Source organism: Chloroflexus sp. (assembly GCF_034431535.1).
Classification (GTDB): domain Bacteria; phylum Chloroflexota; class Chloroflexia; order Chloroflexales; family Chloroflexaceae; genus Chloroflexus.
Genome location: NZ_DAOUDC010000001.1, coordinates 1 through 18,075, shown reverse-complemented (window position 1 = coordinate 18,075; position 18,075 = coordinate 1). Strand labels below are relative to the sequence as shown.

General features: G+C 61.1%; 18 protein-coding genes. 7 read left to right on the top strand and 11 right to left on the bottom strand.

The window, feature by feature from the left end; genetic code table 11:
- Nucleotides 1-17: 17 nt before the first annotated feature.
- From U9R61_RS00090 to U9R61_RS00070, 5 genes are read right to left on the bottom strand one after another with little or no spacing between them, the layout of a single operon-like run.
- Nucleotides 18-296, bottom strand: coding sequence for a hypothetical protein (locus tag U9R61_RS00090; RefSeq protein ID WP_322486789.1), 279 nt, complete (start codon nt 294-296; stop codon nt 18-20).
- A complete protein-coding gene (locus U9R61_RS00085; RefSeq protein WP_322486788.1) occupies nt 283-1,221 on the bottom strand; it encodes a PQQ-dependent sugar dehydrogenase in 939 nt (312 codons plus the stop codon). The genes U9R61_RS00090 and U9R61_RS00085 overlap by 14 nt, the downstream gene beginning before the upstream one ends.
- Nucleotides 1,218-2,714: a VanZ family protein gene (locus U9R61_RS00080; protein ID WP_322486787.1), complete on the bottom strand. Its 1,497-nt coding sequence runs from the start codon at nt 2,712-2,714 to the stop codon at nt 1,218-1,220. The genes U9R61_RS00085 and U9R61_RS00080 overlap by 4 nt, the downstream gene beginning before the upstream one ends.
- Nucleotides 2,698-3,966, bottom strand: a complete 1,269-nt coding sequence (locus U9R61_RS00075; protein ID WP_322486786.1) for an ABC transporter ATP-binding protein — start codon at nt 3,964-3,966, stop codon at nt 2,698-2,700. The genes U9R61_RS00080 and U9R61_RS00075 overlap by 17 nt, the downstream gene beginning before the upstream one ends.
- 3 nt (nt 3,967-3,969) lie before the next feature.
- Nucleotides 3,970-4,854, bottom strand: coding sequence for an ABC transporter permease (locus U9R61_RS00070; RefSeq protein ID WP_322486785.1), 885 nt, complete (start codon nt 4,852-4,854; stop codon nt 3,970-3,972).
- A gap of 292 nt (nt 4,855-5,146) precedes the next feature.
- Between U9R61_RS00070 and U9R61_RS00065 the strand changes: the two genes are divergently transcribed.
- From U9R61_RS00065 to aroB, 4 genes are all read left to right on the top strand, one after another.
- Nucleotides 5,147-7,459 carry a xanthine dehydrogenase family protein molybdopterin-binding subunit gene (locus U9R61_RS00065; protein ID WP_322486784.1) on the top strand — a complete coding sequence of 771 codons (2,313 nt, stop codon included), beginning with the start codon at nt 5,147-5,149 and terminating at the stop codon, nt 7,457-7,459.
- A gap of 320 nt (nt 7,460-7,779) precedes the next feature.
- On the top strand, nt 7,780-9,006 hold the full coding sequence (glp, locus tag U9R61_RS00060; protein WP_322486858.1) for a gephyrin-like molybdotransferase Glp: 1,227 nt from the start codon (nt 7,780-7,782) through the stop codon (nt 9,004-9,006).
- Between the two features lie 3 nt (nt 9,007-9,009).
- A complete protein-coding gene (locus U9R61_RS00055; RefSeq protein WP_322486783.1) occupies nt 9,010-9,144 on the top strand; it encodes a hypothetical protein in 135 nt (44 codons plus the stop codon).
- Between the two features lie 201 nt (nt 9,145-9,345).
- Nucleotides 9,346-10,476: a 3-dehydroquinate synthase gene (gene aroB, locus U9R61_RS00050; RefSeq protein ID WP_322486782.1), complete on the top strand. Its 1,131-nt coding sequence runs from the start codon at nt 9,346-9,348 to the stop codon at nt 10,474-10,476.
- Between the two features lie 20 nt (nt 10,477-10,496).
- Here aroB and U9R61_RS00045 read toward each other — a convergent pair whose 3' ends face one another.
- Together U9R61_RS00045 and U9R61_RS00040 are read right to left on the bottom strand one after the other, a co-directional pair.
- On the bottom strand, nt 10,497-10,955 hold the full coding sequence (locus U9R61_RS00045) for a hypothetical protein (protein WP_322486781.1): 459 nt from the start codon (nt 10,953-10,955) through the stop codon (nt 10,497-10,499).
- 98 nt (nt 10,956-11,053) lie between these two features.
- Complete coding sequence (locus U9R61_RS00040) at nt 11,054-12,229, bottom strand: lycopene cyclase family protein (RefSeq protein ID WP_322486780.1); 1,176 nt, start codon at nt 12,227-12,229, stop codon at nt 11,054-11,056.
- A gap of 133 nt (nt 12,230-12,362) precedes the next feature.
- Between U9R61_RS00040 and U9R61_RS00035 the strand changes: the two genes are divergently transcribed.
- From U9R61_RS00035 to U9R61_RS00025, 3 genes are all read left to right on the top strand, one after another.
- Nucleotides 12,363-12,803 (top strand): OsmC family protein, encoded by a 441-nt coding sequence (locus U9R61_RS00035; protein WP_322486779.1) that lies wholly within the window; start codon nt 12,363-12,365, stop codon nt 12,801-12,803.
- A gap of 164 nt (nt 12,804-12,967) precedes the next feature.
- Nucleotides 12,968-13,516 carry a YceI family protein gene (locus tag U9R61_RS00030; protein ID WP_322486778.1) on the top strand — a complete coding sequence of 183 codons (549 nt, stop codon included), beginning with the start codon at nt 12,968-12,970 and terminating at the stop codon, nt 13,514-13,516.
- Nucleotides 13,517-13,606: 90 nt separating this feature from the next.
- Entirely contained in the window at nt 13,607-13,858 is a 252-nt protein-coding gene (locus U9R61_RS00025) for a mycoredoxin (protein ID WP_322486777.1), read from the top strand.
- A gap of 120 nt (nt 13,859-13,978) precedes the next feature.
- Here U9R61_RS00025 and U9R61_RS00020 read toward each other — a convergent pair whose 3' ends face one another.
- The 4 genes from U9R61_RS00020 to U9R61_RS00005 form a co-directional block, all read right to left on the bottom strand.
- Nucleotides 13,979-14,908, bottom strand: coding sequence for a DUF1338 domain-containing protein (locus tag U9R61_RS00020; RefSeq protein WP_322486776.1), 930 nt, complete (start codon nt 14,906-14,908; stop codon nt 13,979-13,981).
- Between the two features lie 177 nt (nt 14,909-15,085).
- Complete coding sequence (locus U9R61_RS00015) at nt 15,086-16,474, bottom strand: sensor histidine kinase (protein WP_322486775.1); 1,389 nt, start codon at nt 16,472-16,474, stop codon at nt 15,086-15,088.
- On the bottom strand, nt 16,471-17,382 hold the full coding sequence (locus tag U9R61_RS00010; RefSeq protein WP_322486774.1) for an alpha/beta hydrolase: 912 nt from the start codon (nt 17,380-17,382) through the stop codon (nt 16,471-16,473). The genes U9R61_RS00015 and U9R61_RS00010 overlap by 4 nt, the downstream gene beginning before the upstream one ends.
- Nucleotides 17,351-17,953 (bottom strand): hypothetical protein, encoded by a 603-nt coding sequence (locus tag U9R61_RS00005; RefSeq protein WP_322486773.1) that lies wholly within the window; start codon nt 17,951-17,953, stop codon nt 17,351-17,353. Before U9R61_RS00005 ends, U9R61_RS00010 begins: the two co-directional genes overlap by 32 nt.
- Nucleotides 17,954-18,075: the final 122 nt, after the last annotated feature.

Sequence of the window (18,075 nt, the reverse complement as noted above, 5' to 3'; positions counted from 1 at the left end):
GCATTCACGAACGGCCATTATAGGCGAGACTTGTACACCGATGTCTGGTCAGCTTGGTTCGCATCGATCGGCGCAAAGTAGAGGCCATCCGGCCCAAACGCCACCGCAATCACCATCTGCTCTTGCTTGCCGCGGAAGCGCAAGAAATAATCGGGCACTGCCATCACCCGCTCGCGTTCCATATCATACGCAATCCGCACGATGCCGGGCATCTTACCGCGCCGCACCGAACCGGCCATGCCGAGGAAGAATTTGCCGGCGTTGGCCGGGCCGAGCAAGGTGCTATCGAAAGGCAAATACTGCAACGTGATCGACGTGAGGCTCGGCGCCCAAACATACGCCGCCCGTAGATGGATGCTGTTTTCTTGGCCGTTCCCAACTGTCATCCTCGCCATGCCGCTCTTCAACAAAGCGATCGGTGCCGACCCCGTGATCACCCACAAAGACCCGGCCATCGACGATCCGCATCGCATACGGATTGCGAAAACCGCTAGCCCAGACATAATTGTGCGCTTTGGTGATGTCATCATCGATGTAGAAAGGATTATCAGGCAGGGGCCGGCCATCGAGATCCATCCGGTAAATCTTGCCGACCATCTGATCAGGATCGCGAGCCAGATGCGGTCGCCATGCCTCGCCAATTCCGACAAACAGTTGCTCGCCAACCACTTGGCACGGGCCGAGATGGTGGGCTAGGCCTGATTCATCGTTGGCACACGTTTCGGTGAAGGCAACAAAGCTATCAGGAGTGAAACCAAAAACGCCGGGTTTGGTCTGGTAGCGCACGATGTTATTGCGCATCCACCCGTTTGCATCATTGTAGAGAACGGTCACAAACACGTAGCCATAGGCTAGATCGAGACAAATGCCGCCCATGCCACCCTGTCCTTGGCCGGACGGCAACTCTGCGGCGGGTTTAAATTGAAAGACATTCGCTGCAAAGGTATAGATGCTGCGATCGTTTGTGACCACCTTAATTGCCCCGCGTCGTTCGGTGACAAAATAGAGCGGGTCTTTCGGATGAGGGCCGGGTTCGGGCACAAACGCTACCGCGCTGGGAAATTGGTAGCCAGTGGTATCTTCCACAATCATAAAGCCCTCAGCCACCGCCCAATCATTCCGCCAGTCGAACGCCAGCGTCTGCGCAAACACACTGCTGCCGGCCATGATTCCTAACAAGGATAGTGTTCCCAGCAGGATCACGCGCCAGATCAGCTTCATGCCACACTCCTCGATCGAAACGGCCTGGTGAACCAAACCACAAACAGGATGCCGCAGAGAAGCGTTAACGCCGCAGCTAATGCCATCCTGCCACTGAGCGGCTGCGGGATCACCAACCACGGTGCATACCCAATGATGAGCGGCCCAGCTAACGCAAACGGGAACAACCACCAGCGCCTCCCGCGCCACGGCGCGCCAACCAGCGCCAGCGGCACACTGAGCGCCATCGCTAGCGCTACCGTCCACCCGCCGATCTGGTGCGCTTGCACCGGCAACCAGCGGTTGACCACCACTTCTCCCGGCCCGAAGGTATAGGTTTGCCAGTGCGGTTGGCCATCGACAAACAAGCGCGCAACCACGCCATCGTAGCTGAAGGCTACCACTCGTGGCTTGGTATCGCGCAACACCTCGGCGAAGCGCAGGGCCGGACGATCATTGAGCGGGCGGGTCAACGGGAGCCGTATCCGCACCAGCAGATCACGGCCCGACTGGATCAAACTGATGTTGTGGCTATCAATTTCACGCCCGAAGTTCACCATTAACCCCTCCGCCACCCGTTCCGGCTCGCGCGGTGCGAGTTGCGCCACTAGCGTAAACGCGCGCGCCTGTGCCACTGCCGCCGCTACCCCGGCCAACGGCTCGCTGCTCGTGAGCCAGCGTTGATAACCTACCCCTACCCCCTCGGCAGTAAAGGCCGCCTTCCCCTGTGCCGCCAGCGGGCGGGCAAATAGACCGCCCAGCTCCGGCGGGAACTGGGTCAGGTCATACGCCAGCAGCGGTTGCGCCGCCAGTGCAGCGGATGGGGTCAGCGTTGCGCGGGCCTCGGCAGCCGTAAACGCATGGTCATAGAGGGCGACAAAGCCGGCATACCCCGGCCAGAAGCGCCTCCCATCACTAGCCGCACCGATCTGTAACGCATAGCGCTCTGACCAATTGCTCGGCAAGGTTGCTTGCTGCCAATACGCTAGCAATCCGCCAGCCACCATCAACCAACCAATCAATCCTACCCCCGCTAATGCCGCCGGGGTCTGGCGAACCCTTGCGAGACACCAACCACCCAGCCAATCAACAACCGGCGCCACCGGCTGGGCCAGCCGCCAACTGCCCAACGCCGTCCCACCAGCATTGGCCAGCACATCAACCAGCGCCGCCGTGCGTCCGGGAATGAACAATTGCGCCGCTTCGATCGCCAAGGCTATCACGCCAGCCACGAGCAACGCGCCAACGATTTGCCCGCGCCGGCCTGCACCCATACCGGCCAACAGCCAATGCAACGCAATACCCAGCGGCGTAAACAACAGCACATTTTGCAGCATATCAAGGCCATGGCTCAGACCAGTAACCAACGTTAGCGCCGGCTGAGGGGGCAACGAATCGCTCAAGGCAAATGGGTATAGGGTGAGGGCGAGAATGAGCGCCAACACCGGCAGCAACAACGCCACCCCGCGCCGCAGCGACACATGTTGTTGCCGGCGATCAAGCAAGCGGCTCATAGGTCGTCGTCCACGGCAAGATTGGGCGCACTACCCCCGACAGGCTGCCGGCCCAATCGCCACGTGCCGTATCGCCTTCAAGGCTATCAATGACTTGAAACGCCACCGCATCGCGTTCAGCAAACTGCTTGACTGGCGGATCGAGCGTAGTCAGGGCTGCTTCTACATACAATGAGCCTTCAGCTAGAAAATTGCCGGGAATCGTCACTCGCGCGCAATATTTGCCGGGAGGGCGGGGCCGCCGCCGCCATTCCGAGTTGAGATCGAGCGTCGTGAAAACCGCCACATTATCTTCGTTGTAGAGGCGGAAATGCGGCAACAAGACATACCCGCCGAGCGTGACGACAAACTCCATTTCAATCGTTACCGGCGAGCGAATATCAATCGTATCGCTGATGTCACCATCGGCATCGCGCACCCGCACCGCGCGCAAACAGGCCACCTCTTTGCCCGGCGCGCCGGCCCGCTCAGACCACACCCGCTCGGCAATTGAATGCGCCCCTTTGCCCAGATAGACGCCTACCACCTGTTGGGCCGGCCCATCCGCCACGACTATGCCCTGATTGAGCAAAATTGCGCGCTGGCACATGCGCAAAATCGACTGCATGCTGTGCGAAACGAACAGCACTGTCCGCCCTTGCTGGCCCACGTCTTGCATCTTGTTGAGGCACTTCTTTTGAAAACGGGCGTCACCAACCGCCAGCACCTCATCGACAATCAAAATTTCCGGTTCCAGATGCGCAGCAACTGCAAACGCCAACCGCACATACATTCCCGACGAGTAGAACTTGACCGGCGTGTCGATAAATTGCGCTACTTCGGCGAAATCGACGATCGCATCGAAGTTGCGGTCAATTTCGCGCTTGCGCATACCGAGAATCGCACCGTTGAGATAGATATTCTCGCGCCCGGTCAATTCAGGGTGAAAGCCGGTGCCGACTTCAAGCAGCGAAGCCACCCGGCCATACAATTCGGCCCGCCCGCGCGTCGGCTCGGTAATGCGCGAGAGCACCTTGAGCAAGGTGCTCTTGCCGGCGCCATTGCGACCAATAATGCCGACTACTTCACCCTGCTGCACATCAAACGACACCCCATTGAGCGCCCACAGCTCGGTGGTAGCCGGTTTGGCCCGCCAGCCTCGCAGTCGCTCGACGATCGCATCGCGCAGCGTGATATATCCGGCATTCCGCTGCTTGATGGCACCAATCTGGTACTGTTTCGCCAAATCAAGCGCCCGAATTGCGTACTGCATAGGCTAAATCACATCGGCAAATTTGCGTTCGACCGATTGGAAATAGAGCAAACCGGTGAAAAAGATCGTGATCGCCGTCGTCACCGATACCAGTAACAACATGCTAGGTGGTTGGGCACCGATCAATGCCCAGCGGAAGCCCTCGACCACGCCAACCATCGGGTTGAGCGCGTAGAGCAGTTGCCAGTAACCTTCGATCAAATTGCTGGGATAAACAACCGGTGTGGCAAAGAGCCAAAGCTGGACGAGAAACGGCGTAGCATGGCGCACATCGCGGTAGCGGGCATTAATGGCTGAGAGCCAATACCCGACGCCGAGCGCCGTGATCATCGCCAGCAGCAAAAAGACGGGCAAGAGGAAGAAGGCTGGCGTCGGCGGCCATTGGTACCAGAACATCAAAGCAAGCAAGATCAAAAACGACAAGCCAAAATCGACCACGCCAGCCAGCACACTGGCGGTGGGAATCGCTAGCCGCGGAAAATAGACCTTGCGCACGATGTTGGCGCTGCCGACCAGACTATTCGCCGCTTGGCCGACGGTGTTCGCAAAAAACTGCCACGGCAGCAATCCAGCTAAATTGAACAACGGATAGGGAATGCCGTTGGTATTGACGCCGGCCAGCCGGCCAAAGATGATAGTAAACACAACCAATTGCAAGGCGGGTTGAATGATGGCCCAACTCGCGCCAAGTAGCGTCTGCTTGTAGCGCACTTTAACATCACGCCAAACTAGAAAAAAGAGCAGTTCGCGGTAGAGCCACAGATCGCGCCAATTGAACTGCCACCATCCTTTGCGCGGCTCGATAATGATTGGGGTAAGCAACATCTCTGTCGAAGCAGAAGCAGGGGCACTGGTTATCGATGTGCTCGGCGATTCAAGAGTTGCCATAATGTTCTGTTATCCTTGCTGCACGCACACAGGATACAATGATGTGAACAGGATAACACCTGTCAAGGATGGATCACATCAGTGTTGATCAACGTAATAAAAACATTGTATCTCCCTATGTAGCATAGCCTGTTCTTTGCGATCGTGCAATTACAAATTTGTCAGTCATTCAACCGCAACGAACCGCGTGAAGCGGGTCAACAACTCCAACAAGGTGCGCTGTAAATCTGGTATCATGCCCATAGCACCTTCATCGCACCGCTACTAACAAAAATGAAAGGTAGTGCATCCTATGGCCTATGCAGCCCTGATTGGCGCTGAAGTCAAGCGCCGCGAAGACCCGCGTCTTATTCAGGGACAGGGTGCGTATGTGAGCGATCTGCGCCTGCCGGGCATGCTGTACGTTGCCATCGCCCGCAGCCCATACGCCCATGCCCGGATTGTTGCCATTGATAAGGCAGCCGCATTAGCAATGCCCGATGTCGTCGCCGTTTATACCGGCGCCGACCTGCTCGATGGTTGCCAGCCATTGCCGTTGGCCAGCTCAGGCGAAGGCGGCGGCGGGCCGCAGCGCTACACGGGCCGCACTCGCTATGTGCTGGCGGTAGAGCGGGTGCGCCACGCCGGCGAGGCGGTCGCCGCCGTGATTGCGCGCACGCCGGAAGCGGCGCTCGATGCTGCCCTTGCCTTGCCGATCGAGTGGGAACCGCTGCCGGCGGCGGTTGATCCGCTCGCCGCCATCGCCCCCGGCGCGCCGATTATCTTCGATGGCTTGCCCGACAATATTGACCATCGCCGCCGCCGCCAAAAGGGTGATGTTGAGGCCGCTTTCGCCGCCGCTCATCGCATCGTGCGCCAGCGCATGGTCAACCAGCGCCTGCTCGGTTTCCCGATGGAAGGGCGCGCAGTGGTGGCCACTCCCGACCCCGCTAACGATGGCGTGACCGTGTGGACGAGCACGCAGACGCCGCATCAGGTACGTGGCGAGATCGCCAAGGTGATCGGTCTCGACGAGAATCGGGTGCGGGTGATTGCGCCCGATGTCGGCGGCGGCTTCGGGGTCAAGATCGGCATCTACCCCGAAGAGGCGCTGCTGGCGGCGCTAGCACGCCAACTCAATGCGCCGTTGCGCTGGGTCGAAGGCCGGCTCGAACACGTGCAGGCGACGACCCACGGGCGCGGGCAGGTGTGCGACATCGAGGCGGCAGTTACGGCGGAGGGTGAAGTGACTGCGTTGCGCATGCAGATTGTGGCCGATCTCGGCGCTTACCCGCTTGCCCCCGGCCTGCCCGATCTGACCACTGCGATGGCCATCGGTGTCTACAAAATCCCCGCCGTTGATCTCGAAGCGATCTGTGTCTACACCAACACCACGCCGGTGGCTGCATACCGCGGTGCGGGCCGACCCGAAGCCGCTTACTACATCGAACGGTTCATGGATCTGGTCGCCGCCGAACTCGGTTTAGACCCGGCAGAAGTGCGCCGGCGCAATTTTATTCCGCCCGACGCCTTCCCGTACAAGACGCCGACCGGCCTGACGTATGATAGCGGCGAGTATGACCGCGCCCTCACCAAAGCCCTGACGCTGGCGAAGTACGAGCAGTTGCGCGCTGAGCAAGCCGCCCGCCGCGCCGCCGGCGACCGGATGTTGCTCGGCATCGGGATTGCCTGTTATGTCGAGATGTGCGGCTTCGGCCCCTACGAAAGCGCTCAAATCAAGGTCGAACCGAGCGGTACGGTGACGGTGACGACCGGCATCTCGCCGCACGGGCAGGGCACTGCCACCACCTTCGCCCAGATCGTCGCCGACCAGATCGGGGCCGATTTCGAGCGGATCGTGGTCAAGCACAGCGATACCGCGATCACGCCAATGGGAGTCGGCACGATGGGATCGCGCTCGCTAGCCGTCGGCGGTGCGGCGTTGGTGCGGGCCGCCGCCAAGGTACGCGAGAAGGCGCGCCAGATTGCGGCGGCGATGCTCGAAGCCAGCGTGGCTGACATCGAGCTGCACGAGGGCCGCTACCGCGTGCGCGGCGTGTCGGATCGCGCCCTCACCCTCGCCGAGATTGCCCGCCGCGCTTACAGCAACAAACTGCCGCCCGAACTCGATCCTGGCCTCGAAGCGGTGGACTACTTCCGCCCACCAGACCTGATCTATCCCTTTGGCGCGCACGTCGCCGTGGTCGAAGTCGATCGCGAAACCGGCCACGTCCGCATCCGCGAGTACTACTCGGTTGATGATTGCGGGCCGCGCATTAGCCCACTGATCGTTACCGGGCAGGTGCATGGCGGGTTGGCCCAAGGCATCGCCCAAGCCCTGCTCGAAGAGGTGGTCTACGACGCCAACGGCCAGTTACTCAGCGGTACGCTGATGGATTACGCTCTGCCACGGGCCGATCTCTTCCCGCCCTTTACGGTTGACAAGACCGAAACGCCCACCCCGCTCAACCCGCTCGGCGTCAAGGGTATCGGCGAAGCGGCGACGATCGGCTCGACGCCGGCCATCGCCAATGCGGTGATCGACGCGCTGGCGCCGTTCGGCGTGCGCCACCTCGACATCCCGCTGCGCTCGGAAAAGGTGTGGCGGGCGATAAATCATTTGTAAGACACAGAGGGGGCAAAGGCGCCAAGGACGCAAAGCAGCGCAAAGGGATGAAACGCAAAAGCGCCAGGGACGCGAAGGGCGCAGAGGATGCGAAAATACAGGAAAAGCGTGTCCTGCCCCTTTCTCCCTTACCCGCCGCGGCCCCTGCGTTCTCTGCGGTAAAATTTATCCCCTCCCCAGCGAGGGGGAGGGGTAAATACAAAGGGCGCTAAGGATGAGAAAATGAAGAAAAGGCGGGTCCTGCCCCTCCCTGCTCTCCCTCTGCGCTCCCTGCGTCCTCTGCGGTAAACATCTAATCGAGGAGATCAACCGTGTCCAATATGTTCCGTGAATCACCATACCCAATGGTCAGCATCACCGACGCTACGGCGATGATCATGGCACACGCCCAACCGCTGGGCAGCGAAGAGATCGACGCGCTCACCGCGCTGGGTCGGGTGCTGGCGACCGATATTGCCGCGCCGGAAGATATTCCCGACGTGCCCAAAGCGGCCATGGACGGCTATGCCCTTCGGACCGGCGACGGTCTTGCCCCACGGCGCGTGGTCGGTGAACTGACCGCTGGCGGCGACACGACGGTGGCGCTCGGCCCCGGCGAAGCGACCCGGATCATGACCGGCGCGCCGATGCCTCCCGGCGCTGACGCGATGATCCCGGTTGAGCTGACCGAAGAGCGCGATGGAATGCTCTTTATCAAGCGCGAGCTGAAGCCCGGCGACTATGTGCATGTGGTCGGGCAAGATGTCTCGCGCGGCCAGATCGCGCTCACCGCCGGCACGACCCTCGGCGCAGCCGAAATTGGCATCCTCGCCACTTTCGGCCTCACCCGCATCAGTGTCTACCACCGGCCCCGAGTGGCGGTGCTCGCCACCGGCGATGAGGTGGTCGAGCCGGGTGAAACGCGGCCCGGCGGCGCGGTGCGCGATAGCAATCGCTACGCGCTGATGGCTGCTGTGCGCGAGGCCGGCGGCGAGCCAATCTCGCTCGGCATTGCCCGCGATGACATTGCCGTCCAGCGCCAAGCCATTTTGCGCGGCCTTGAGCAAACCGATGTCTTGATTACCAGCGGCGGTGTCAGTATGGGTACCCGCGACCTCATCAAGCCCCTGCTCGCCGAACTCGGCACGGTTCACTTTGGCCGCATCGCCTTCAAACCGGGCAAGCCAACCACTTTCGCCACTGTGAACGGCAAGCTCGTCTTTGGCCTGCCGGGATTCCCCGTCTCGTCACTGGTCTCGTTTGAAGTGTTTGTCCGTCCGGCGCTGCGCGCGCTGCAAGGCGACGTCCGCCCGTTCCGCCCGCAAGTTGAGGTAACGCTGGATAGCCCAATCACCCCAGCCCCTGACCGGCCCGAATACCAGCGCGTCATCGTCACCTACCGGGCAGGCCGGCTCTTCGCCACCAGCACCGGCGGCCAAGGCAGCTCGCGCATCCTCTCGCTGCGCGGGGCTAATGGCCTCCTGCTCGTGCCCGCCGGTGAAACGGTCTATCCGGTTGGCAGCGTGCTGTCGGCGCTGCTCACCGGCCCGCTCTTAAGCGAAGGATAACCCGTGGAATATTATGTCGTGTTATTCAGCGTATTGCAGCAAGAGCCGGAACCGTGGCCCGGCCCGTTGACTTATCTGGGGTTGGCGTTGTTACTGGTCGCGGTGATCATGACCATCTATAACCGGCGGCGGAAGTAAGGATTGCCCGTAGGTAATGCGACAGTAAGACTGCCGCACTCCAAAGTCTATAGCCGGAATGCGGCAGTCTTACTGCCGCATCCCCTCTCAGGGGCTCACGCTCGCCAAGTAATGGTATGATCGAGCCTTGCTCACGCTCACCTAACCGTATGAGCGCGACGAGCGCCAAGACTCAGATTCGTGTACCATAAGGCTACCACGATGACAACCACCCTCACCGTCACCACCAGCACCACCCAATACCCGGTCGTCACCGGCGCAGGCGTGTTGGCAACCCTCGCTGACCGGCTAGCAGCGCTCGGCTTGCGCGGCGCGCTGTGGCTGGTCGCCGACGAGCATCTGACGGCAGTCGCCGAGCAGACGGCGGCAAGGCTGCGCGTCGCCGATTACCGCGTGCATACCATCACTGTTCCGCCAGGGGAAAACAGCAAGTCGTTCGCCGAGCTGCACCGGCTCTATGATTGGATGATCGGTAACGGCATCGAGCGGCGCGACGCCGTGCTGGCGCTAGGTGGCGGCGTAATCGGCGATCTGGCCGGCTTCGCTGCGGCGACCGTCTTGCGCGGCGTGGCGCTGGTGCAACTGCCCAGCACGCTCTTAGCGATGGTCGATGCCGCCGTCGGCGGCAAAACCGGCATCAACCATCCGTTGGGCAAAAACCTGATTGGCGCCTTTCACCAACCCCGGCTAGTGCTGGCCGACACCAAATTGCTGGCGACGCTGCCTCCCCGCGAGTTACGCGCCGGCTGGGCCGAAGTGATCAAGCACGGCGTCATCCGCGACGCCGGCCTGTTTGTCGCGCTCGAAGACCTCGCCGCCGCGCGCGGCTGGCACGCTGCCAACCCCGCCGCGTGGGACGCTGGCGACGCCGAGTTGACCGCCGAACTCACCGGCATCATCGCCCGCGCTGTCGCAGTGAAGGTTGAAGTCGTCTCGAACGACGAGTTCGAGCGCGGCGAGCGGATTACGCTCAACTACGGCCACACCATCGGCCACGCGATCGAGCAACTGCTTGGCTATCGCCTGCTGCACGGCGAATGCGTCGCGATCGGTATGGACGCTGCGGCGCGGATTGCGGTCGCGCTCGGGATGTGTGCGCCAGAGCTGGTCGAACGGCAGCGCGCCTTGCTCGCCGTTTACGGCCTCGCCACTGCAATGCCGGCAGACCTTGACCGCGAGGCGATTTTAGCGCTCATCACCCGCGATAAGAAGGTGCAGGCCGGCAAGGTGCGCTGGGTGTTGCCCACCGCCATCGGGCACGTCACCGTGCGCAGCGACGTACCGATCGACGTGATCGAAACGGTGTTATCTTCATCGCCGGCGTCGTCGTAGGGACAGAGCGCGCTCTGCCCCTACGCCCCTGTTTTCGCCTGCACAATCTCGCGCACCGTCGCAAAATGCTCGGCAGTGCATGCCAGCAGAAACGGCGGCCTGCCTTTGCGGTAGAGAGTCATCTGGCGCTGGCGTTCATTAACTTCCACCTTAGTCACATCGTGCCAACGAATCGCATCGCCAGTGCGCATCACGAGCCCGGCCCCCATTGCTGAGGGCCGGCCACTGAAGAGCCAGCCAATCCGCACCAGTTTTAAAAAGGCGCTTGTGCGCCCGCTGACCTTCGCCTGTACACCCTCTTCGTCAAGCTGAAAATGCTGCTCGTACCCCACGCGGATAAACACCAGCATTACCAATAGCAACAATCCCAGAATCACGCCACCGGTCACCGCCATGACCCGCAAGGCGACTTGCCACCGATTCTGCTCGGTGATCGCACCCATAAACAGCCCGAGCAACACGATCGGAATACCAAGCACCAACCCCTCTGCTGGAGCACGACCCGATTCCGGAATGGCGACACATCAACCTTCCATTCAAGCAACAGCGTAAACGGCGTTATCGACAGCGTTCCCGCTTATCCCATTTCCAATTCACGCCGGCCCAACGCGCTCATCCGGCCCCACGCCACCGCAAGCGCCGCAATCGCAAATGGCATAATTTCGACCGTCGCCATCAACGCCATATCCTCGGCCAACGTCGTCTCTTCATCGAGGAAGCGCAGCACGCGCTGGATCGGGTTGTGGCGGAACAAATTGGCGAAGAAGCGATGGCCCGGCATCCGTCCAGCATCGAGTACATTGAGCAGTACGCTATCCATCCACGCATGGCGCTTAAAGCGCGGCTGCGGGTAGAACGGATGCCCATCCCTGATCAGACTCTCAACGATCTGCCGCGTCTGCCACTGAATGCGCTGAAAGGTGTAACCGGTGGACGGCTTGCTCATCCCGCCGGCAGTGCCAATATTGAGCACGTGCGGGCTAGGTCGCAGCGGCAACGGCACATCGCTCATTGGAATGACGCCATATTCGACGTGCGTGATCTCGTAGCGGTCGATGCCTAACTGTTCGGCGATATACTGCTGCAAACCGGCTTCGTATTCAGCTTGGCTAACCAATTGCGGCGAGAAGATCGTGTACTCGACCAATGCAGTATGGGCATCGAACGGCAAGACGTAGCCAAACCGTACATCCCCCACTTGCGGGATGCGAAAATCCATAAAGGTGGCCGCTTCGGCGTCAAACACCGGTTGCGGGATCGTGATCACCCAACCCTTAAAATGCTGCAACCACGCATGATAACCGGGCGGCACCGGCGCCGGCCGGTAGACGCTGTTAAAGCCGAACCGTGCGGTATAGGTCTTGCCGCCGACCGTCACCGCCACCCCATCAGGCAACTCGACAAACCGTTCGACGTTGCCCTGTATGCGCGTAATCTGCGGGCGGCTCGCTATCCAGTCATCAACAAACCGGTAAAAGTCAATACCCTGTATCAACTTGTACTGGTACGGCGCAATCGCCAACCGCTCCGACCAGCGATCATCGTAGAGCCAGAGATGATCCCAGCACCGCGAGACGACCGCTTCAAACGGGCCGGCTCCCACTTCCCAAAAGCACCACGTGCGATCGTTCCGTCGGGTTGGGTTCGGATCAATCAAGAGGATCGAATGCTCGGCCAACGCACTCTGTCCAAGGTGATAGGCCAGACTGAGACCGGCGGCGCCAGCGCCGGCAATGATGTAATCGTAGTCCATACGCCTTGTTCTCCCTGCGGCCATTTGGCCTGCCCTTTTTGCATTATAACCCGGAGTGTTATACTGGAAGCGACAAGATCGGTAGCAATACCGGTTTACTTGCCAATTCGTCACCTATCTTGAGAGGTTGTGTATGGGAGCAGTGATTACCGCCAGCGTCCGCCTGCGCGAAGGTCTCCACTTTACTGCCGTGGCCAATTCAGGCCGCCCGATCGAACTCGACAGCCCGCACGAAGGCAATACCGACCTCGCCGGCCCCTCTCCGATGGAGACGGTGTTGATGGCGTTGGGCGGTTGTTCGGGGATGGATGTGATCAGCATCTTGCGCAAGAAGCGCCAGCCGTTGACCGGCCTTGAAGTGCGCGTGCAAGGCGTGCGCGGCGACGAGTATCCCAAGCCGTACACCGAGATCGAGCTGGTTTACCGCTGCGCCGGCGACGTCGATCCAGCGGCGCTCGAACGCGCCATTGAGTTGTCACGCGATCGCTACTGCCCAGTCTGGTGCATGCTCGGCGCAACAGTCGATATTCGCTACCGCTACGAGATCGTGCCTTCGTTGGATGAGGCACACTAGCGCTTGCCAGCCGGCAGCGCAGAGACGGCCCGCTGGGCCGTCTCTCTCATCTCTCATCCCCCTCGCCCGTTGTTCACGCTCCTGTGTACGCTCTTGTTGACGCGCACCTGTTATGCTGGGTTACGTGAACAAGATATGCTGAATCTAACAGGAGCAACAACCGTATGACGTGGGTGATTGACGCTTCACACTCGATGATTACCTTCTCGGTCCGCCACATGATGATCTCGAAGGTGCGCGGTCGCTTTAGCCGGTTTGACGGCACGGTCAATTTTGATGAGCAGAATCCGGTCAATTCGTCAGTGCATGTCACCATTGATGCGGCCAGCATCGACACCCGCGACGAGCGACGCGACGGCCATCTGACGTCGCCCGACTTCCTCGATGTCGCCAACTACCCGACAATTACGTTTGCCAGTAAGCGGCTTGAGGTCATTGACGACAGCCATGGCCGCATCATCGGCGACCTGACGATCCGCGGCGTCACCCGTGAAGTAGCACTGGAAGTCGCGTACAACGGCCAGTCGAAATCGCCATGGGGCACGCTCAGCGCCGGCTTCAGCGCCAGCACCAAGATCAACCGCAAAGATTGGGGCCTGACGTGGAATGTTGCACTCGAGACGGGCGGCGTGCTGGTTGGCGAAGAGGTGACGATCGACATCGAGATCGAGATCGTCAAGCAGGTGCCGCAAGAGGAGCCGGTCGCGGCGTAGACCGACAGCAGGCGCACAAAATACTGGTATACTTCATGATGCAGCCGCTTCACACGGCTTCATTCGTGGAATACATCTGGTGAGGAGGCTATGTCACTGCAACCTATCGTCGTCTACGGCACCAACTGGTGCCCCGACTGCCGCCGCGCTCAGCGGGTGCTTGACCAGCACGGCGCACCGTACACCTACATCAACATCGAACACGATCCGGCCGCAGCCGAGTTTGTAGTGAAGGTCAACAACGGCAATCAGAGTGTTCCGACGATCGTCTTCCCTGATGGTTCGATTTTGGTGGAGCCGTCGAACCGGGCTTTGCAAGAGAAATTGAGCCAGATGGCGTGATCAGTAGGGACAGAGCGCTGCTCTGCCCTATGCAGGCAGAGCAGCGCTGTTTGCTTCAGAGGGCGCAGGGCCGCTCGCTGGAAGAGGGCACAGCGGCGCTGTGCCCGTACTATTTTCGATTTAGCGTTCCTCGGCGCGTTTGGCAGTCTGGGTGCTGTAGGTGCTCTCGAAGATCTTATCGGCGTTGCCGGCCTCAAATCCTTCGCGGCGATGCTCGCGGCGCAGCTCGTGCGGCGGCAGATGGGCAAATGCATCGAGCGGGCGCCGTTCGGCAAACTCCACATACGACCCCGCAATCTGGTGGCGCTCGCCGCCGGCGAATTCGGCCCAGATCATCTCGGCGACGGTGCTCGACTGCAACAGTTGACCGTCGGGGCTGACTTTAATGTTGCCGCCGGCATCGTTGAGCTTGAAGCCGTGCCGTTCAAGGAAGGCGTTGAAATCGGCGATAGTGTTGTAGCCGGCGGGCAAGTTATGCACCGTGATCGTAAAGTGATTGAGGTAGTAGCGGTTGTAAATGACCCACGCGGCATATTCACTCTCGGCGGCCAAGCGTTGATAATCGGCCCACGTGGGCAAACGCCAGAGCGGCCGGTGCAGGAAGTCATCCACCTGCGCCGCATCATCCAAATCGAGCGCATCAACCGGATCAGCAGTCACTTCATCGGTATAGCTGCGAATTATCGCTGCCGCTTCCGGCGATAGATCGCCGACGCGCAATTCAGAGATGAAGATGCGCGGCAAATCGGGGCGCGGCGGGTGGTACCAGAAGGCATCGAGCTTCTTGGCCGGGAAATGATAGCGGTCGCGCCGCTCGTACCCGTAATGCAGAAAAATCTGCTCGAGCGAGCGAATGCCGAGTTGCGGCACTCCCATAGTGCGGAAGGCGACATGGTCATTCTCGATCGCTTCAGGAGAAGCGATAATTCCTTCGGCAACCATCGCTTGCGCGATTGCAGTCACATCCGGCACCCGCTCGCGGTAACGGCGCATCAAACCAGCTAACACCTGCTCAAAGATGTAGATGCGGTCAGTGGTTGTCGTGGTCATAGCTCCTCGTCTGCAATGAGCACCACACCGGCGTGGTGGCATATTCATAGTTGTATCTTACCTTATCACCGGAGCGATGCGGTATCGGTCAAAAGTTGCACTCGGCAGGGCAGAGCGCTGCTCTGCCCCCTCGCCGCCCATCGCTCCATCAGTACGAGTAGAGCGCCGCTCTGCCTCCTACAACACCGCCACCGCCGAATAGATCAACGGCAACCACACCCGCACTTCGGTCCCATCGCCGGGACGCGAAATAATCGTCACCTGACCATCGAGCGCCGCCGCCCGTTCGCGCATCTGGCGCAGGCCCAGATGACCCGCCGGCGGCTCTTCACCGGGATTAAAGCCCACCCCGTCATCACGCACGTGAATGATCAACCCCTGATCACGCACGTCAAGCTTTACCCACACTCGCCGCGCTTGAGCATGTTTAGCCGTGTTGTTCAACGCCTCTTGGACGAAACGGAACGCGGCTAATTCCAGCACCGGCGGCAGATCGGGCGGCAGGTCGGTGAGATCAATCGCAACATCCCAATCGTGCTGCTCGGCAAACTCGGTGACGAAGCGACGCAACGCGCCGGCAAACCCAAGCTGGCCAATCTCAATCGGGCGCAGGGCAAAGATCGCGTGGCGTAACTCTTCGATCTGCGCGCGCAGATTCGCTTTGAAGGTCGCAAACTCTTCGCGCAAGCGCGCCGGGTCCTGTTCCAGCCAATCTTCCCACAGATTGATCCGCATGCGCATAAAGGCCAGCGACTGGGCTACCCCATCGTGCAGATCGCGCGCAATCCGAGTGCGCTCGGCGCTAATCGCCCTCTCCACCGCCGCGACACTGGCGATCACACGGTCGCGTCGCCGGCTATTGACCACCGCCTCAGCCAACTCACTGGCAACTGTCGCCAACAACGGCTGGCGCGCTTCGCGCAGCGCCGCTTCGCCCTCTTTGAGGAACGCCTCAATCCAACCGATCGGCGGCGCGGCGCGCTCGGCCAGCGGCAACACCAAACAAGCCGCCCAGCCGCACGCTTGCTGGGGCCGCAACACTGCCGGCTGAGCCGGCGGCGCCGGCATCGCGCGCAAACCAAACGCGGCCCGCGCCCGTTCCAACATCGCCGCATCGATCCCGGTCACCCGCGCCGTATACGGCTGGCCCTGCTCATCGGTCAGCACAATCGCCGCCGCCGCCGCATCAACCAAGCGGGCCGGCAGCGTAATCGCATAATCGAGCACCTCATCGAGCGTGGCGCTCGACGCGACCCGCTGGTTAATTTCATAGAGCAATTCCAGCCGTTCATTGCTCTCGCGCAGGGCTTCGAGCATGCGCGCTTCGTTCGAGATTCGTTCGCGCTCCTGCCGGATCGCCCAACTGAAGACCAACCAAATCGCGGCAAATGCCAGCAACCCCCAGACAATCGGGTCAACCGCCCGCCCGGTTGGCGTCTCTATCGCTTCATCAAACAAGATGCCTTCAACCAGCCGGGTGAGCGCAAACAGCAACCCGACCACTGCCGCAAACGGCCAGCGTAAGCGAACGAGGAGTTCGATCGTGTTACGGGGAGGCGATTTCATAGCCGGTGTGCTAAGACCCGTTCAAACGCTCGATAGTGCAGCGACAAGGCCTGTTCGAGATGGCGGTCGGCGACTGCCCAGGTATGCGCGCCGTCGGGCAGCGCCGCCACCGGCGCCGCGTTCGCGATGCCCAACGTCGCCAGTGTGCGCAACAGATACTCGCCGCGGTAGAAATTCGATCCCCACGGCTCAACATGCTCCGGCCCGTACTGGATCATCCACGTAATCCGCCGTAGCGCCGCCCGGTCAGCTTGCATCAACAGACAGATCGGATTCTGCGCGCGCATCACTTCTGGGGCGCGCGGACGACCTAGTGCCGGATCGAACATCGTCGCGTTGAGCAGCGTATCGTAGCGTCGCGCCGCCCGCCCTCCGTCGCTGGCATACGGAAACGAGCCATCGTAGGCGCTGACGCTGACAAACAGATCGGGACGCAGCGCCACCGCCTTGATCACCATATAGCCGCCGAGCGAGAATCCGGTCAAGGCCCGCGCCGCCGGGTGTGCGCCGAATTCACGTTCCATCAACGGCAACACCTCATCGAAAAAGAAGGTGGCAAAGCGGCCACTGCCCACACCGGGGGCATCAGTAAGCTCCGGCGCGACGAAATCGGCCAACAGGCCGGGAATGCGATTGTCGGCACTCGCCAAGCCGGGCATGGCCAACAACAACGGCCCCGCTTCACCGCGCGCCCGCACCCGCTCGTAGACATCGATTGCGCTCCCGAACCGGCTCTCGTCTTCACGCCGGTTCACCCACTCGCGCTCATGGCCGCGCAGCAAATAGACCACCGGCAGCGGCGGCCCCTCTGGCTGATAATCCGGCGGCGCATAGACATACATCCGCCCGGTGACACCCAAGGCTGCGCTCGGCCATTCAATCAAGCGCGCGCGTGGATCGATCTCCATGCTTGTTCTCCGGCGGCACACTCAACAACTGCGCCAACAGATCGTCATCAGCCGCCAGTGCCCGGCGCGGCAACGGCGGCGGCAGCTCGGCTGGCGCCACCGGCGACGTTGGACGCGGCAACGGCGGCGGCAATTCAGACGGGCCGGCTGGCGGAGCCGCCGGGTGCGGCGGGGGTGGATGATTTGCCCTATCCTCACCATCCGCCGGCGCGGCCCACCACTGCTTCACCGCAAAGTTCGCGACCGCGAACAGGGCCGGCAGCAGCGACAGCCACGCCACCACCCGAAACAACGCCCCATGGGGCGTATCGGGATTCAGCAAGGCGATGATCGCCGCCAACACCGCCAGCATCAACCCGCCGCCCCATAACCGGCGCCACCACCCAGCATCACGCCAAAAGAGCACCAGACCAGTGACGATTATCAACAGCGTGATCAGGGCCATGATCGGCCCCACACCGGCCAGCGGCCACGTCGCCAAGCTAAACCCGCCCAAAAAGAAGACCAGACAGCCAAACGCGCGTTCTGGCCCGCGGAAGAGCACTCGTAACAACCGGCCAATTCCGCGCATAACGACTCCACAGACAACTGCTTTCTTTCAGTATACCATTCTCATTTGGGGCTAGAGGTGATGGTGTCCCCTCGCCCGCTTGCCTGTTGTCATTGCTTCGGTCGGGCGGCTACCAGCGTGGC

Excerpts from the sequence above, each read along its gene's own strand:
- U9R61_RS00085 (WP_322486788.1), bottom strand. The coding sequence starts at position 1,221 with ATGAAGCTGATCTGGCGCGTGATCCTGCTGGGAACACTATCCTTGTTA.
- U9R61_RS00080 (WP_322486787.1), bottom strand. The coding sequence starts at position 2,714 with ATGAGCCGCTTGCTTGATCGCCGGCAACAACATGTGTCGCTGCGGCGC.
- U9R61_RS00075 (WP_322486786.1), bottom strand. The coding sequence starts at position 3,966 with ATGCAGTACGCAATTCGGGCGCTTGATTTGGCGAAACAGTACCAGATT.
- U9R61_RS00070 (WP_322486785.1), bottom strand. The coding sequence starts at position 4,854 with ATGGCAACTCTTGAATCGCCGAGCACATCGATAACCAGTGCCCCTGCT.
- U9R61_RS00065 (WP_322486784.1), top strand. The coding sequence starts at position 5,147 with ATGGCCTATGCAGCCCTGATTGGCGCTGAAGTCAAGCGCCGCGAAGAC.
- glp (WP_322486858.1), top strand. The coding sequence starts at position 7,780 with ATGTTCCGTGAATCACCATACCCAATGGTCAGCATCACCGACGCTACG.
- aroB (WP_322486782.1), top strand. The coding sequence starts at position 9,346 with ATGACAACCACCCTCACCGTCACCACCAGCACCACCCAATACCCGGTC.
- U9R61_RS00040 (WP_322486780.1), bottom strand. The coding sequence starts at position 12,229 with ATGGACTACGATTACATCATTGCCGGCGCTGGCGCCGCCGGTCTCAGT.
- U9R61_RS00035 (WP_322486779.1), top strand. The coding sequence starts at position 12,363 with ATGGGAGCAGTGATTACCGCCAGCGTCCGCCTGCGCGAAGGTCTCCAC.
- U9R61_RS00030 (WP_322486778.1), top strand. The coding sequence starts at position 12,968 with ATGACGTGGGTGATTGACGCTTCACACTCGATGATTACCTTCTCGGTC.
- U9R61_RS00025 (WP_322486777.1), top strand. The coding sequence starts at position 13,607 with ATGTCACTGCAACCTATCGTCGTCTACGGCACCAACTGGTGCCCCGAC.
- U9R61_RS00020 (WP_322486776.1), bottom strand. The coding sequence starts at position 14,908 with ATGACCACGACAACCACTGACCGCATCTACATCTTTGAGCAGGTGTTA.
- U9R61_RS00015 (WP_322486775.1), bottom strand. The coding sequence starts at position 16,474 with ATGAAATCGCCTCCCCGTAACACGATCGAACTCCTCGTTCGCTTACGC.
- U9R61_RS00010 (WP_322486774.1), bottom strand. The coding sequence starts at position 17,382 with ATGGAGATCGATCCACGCGCGCGCTTGATTGAATGGCCGAGCGCAGCC.
- U9R61_RS00005 (WP_322486773.1), bottom strand. The coding sequence starts at position 17,953 with ATGCGCGGAATTGGCCGGTTGTTACGAGTGCTCTTCCGCGGGCCAGAA.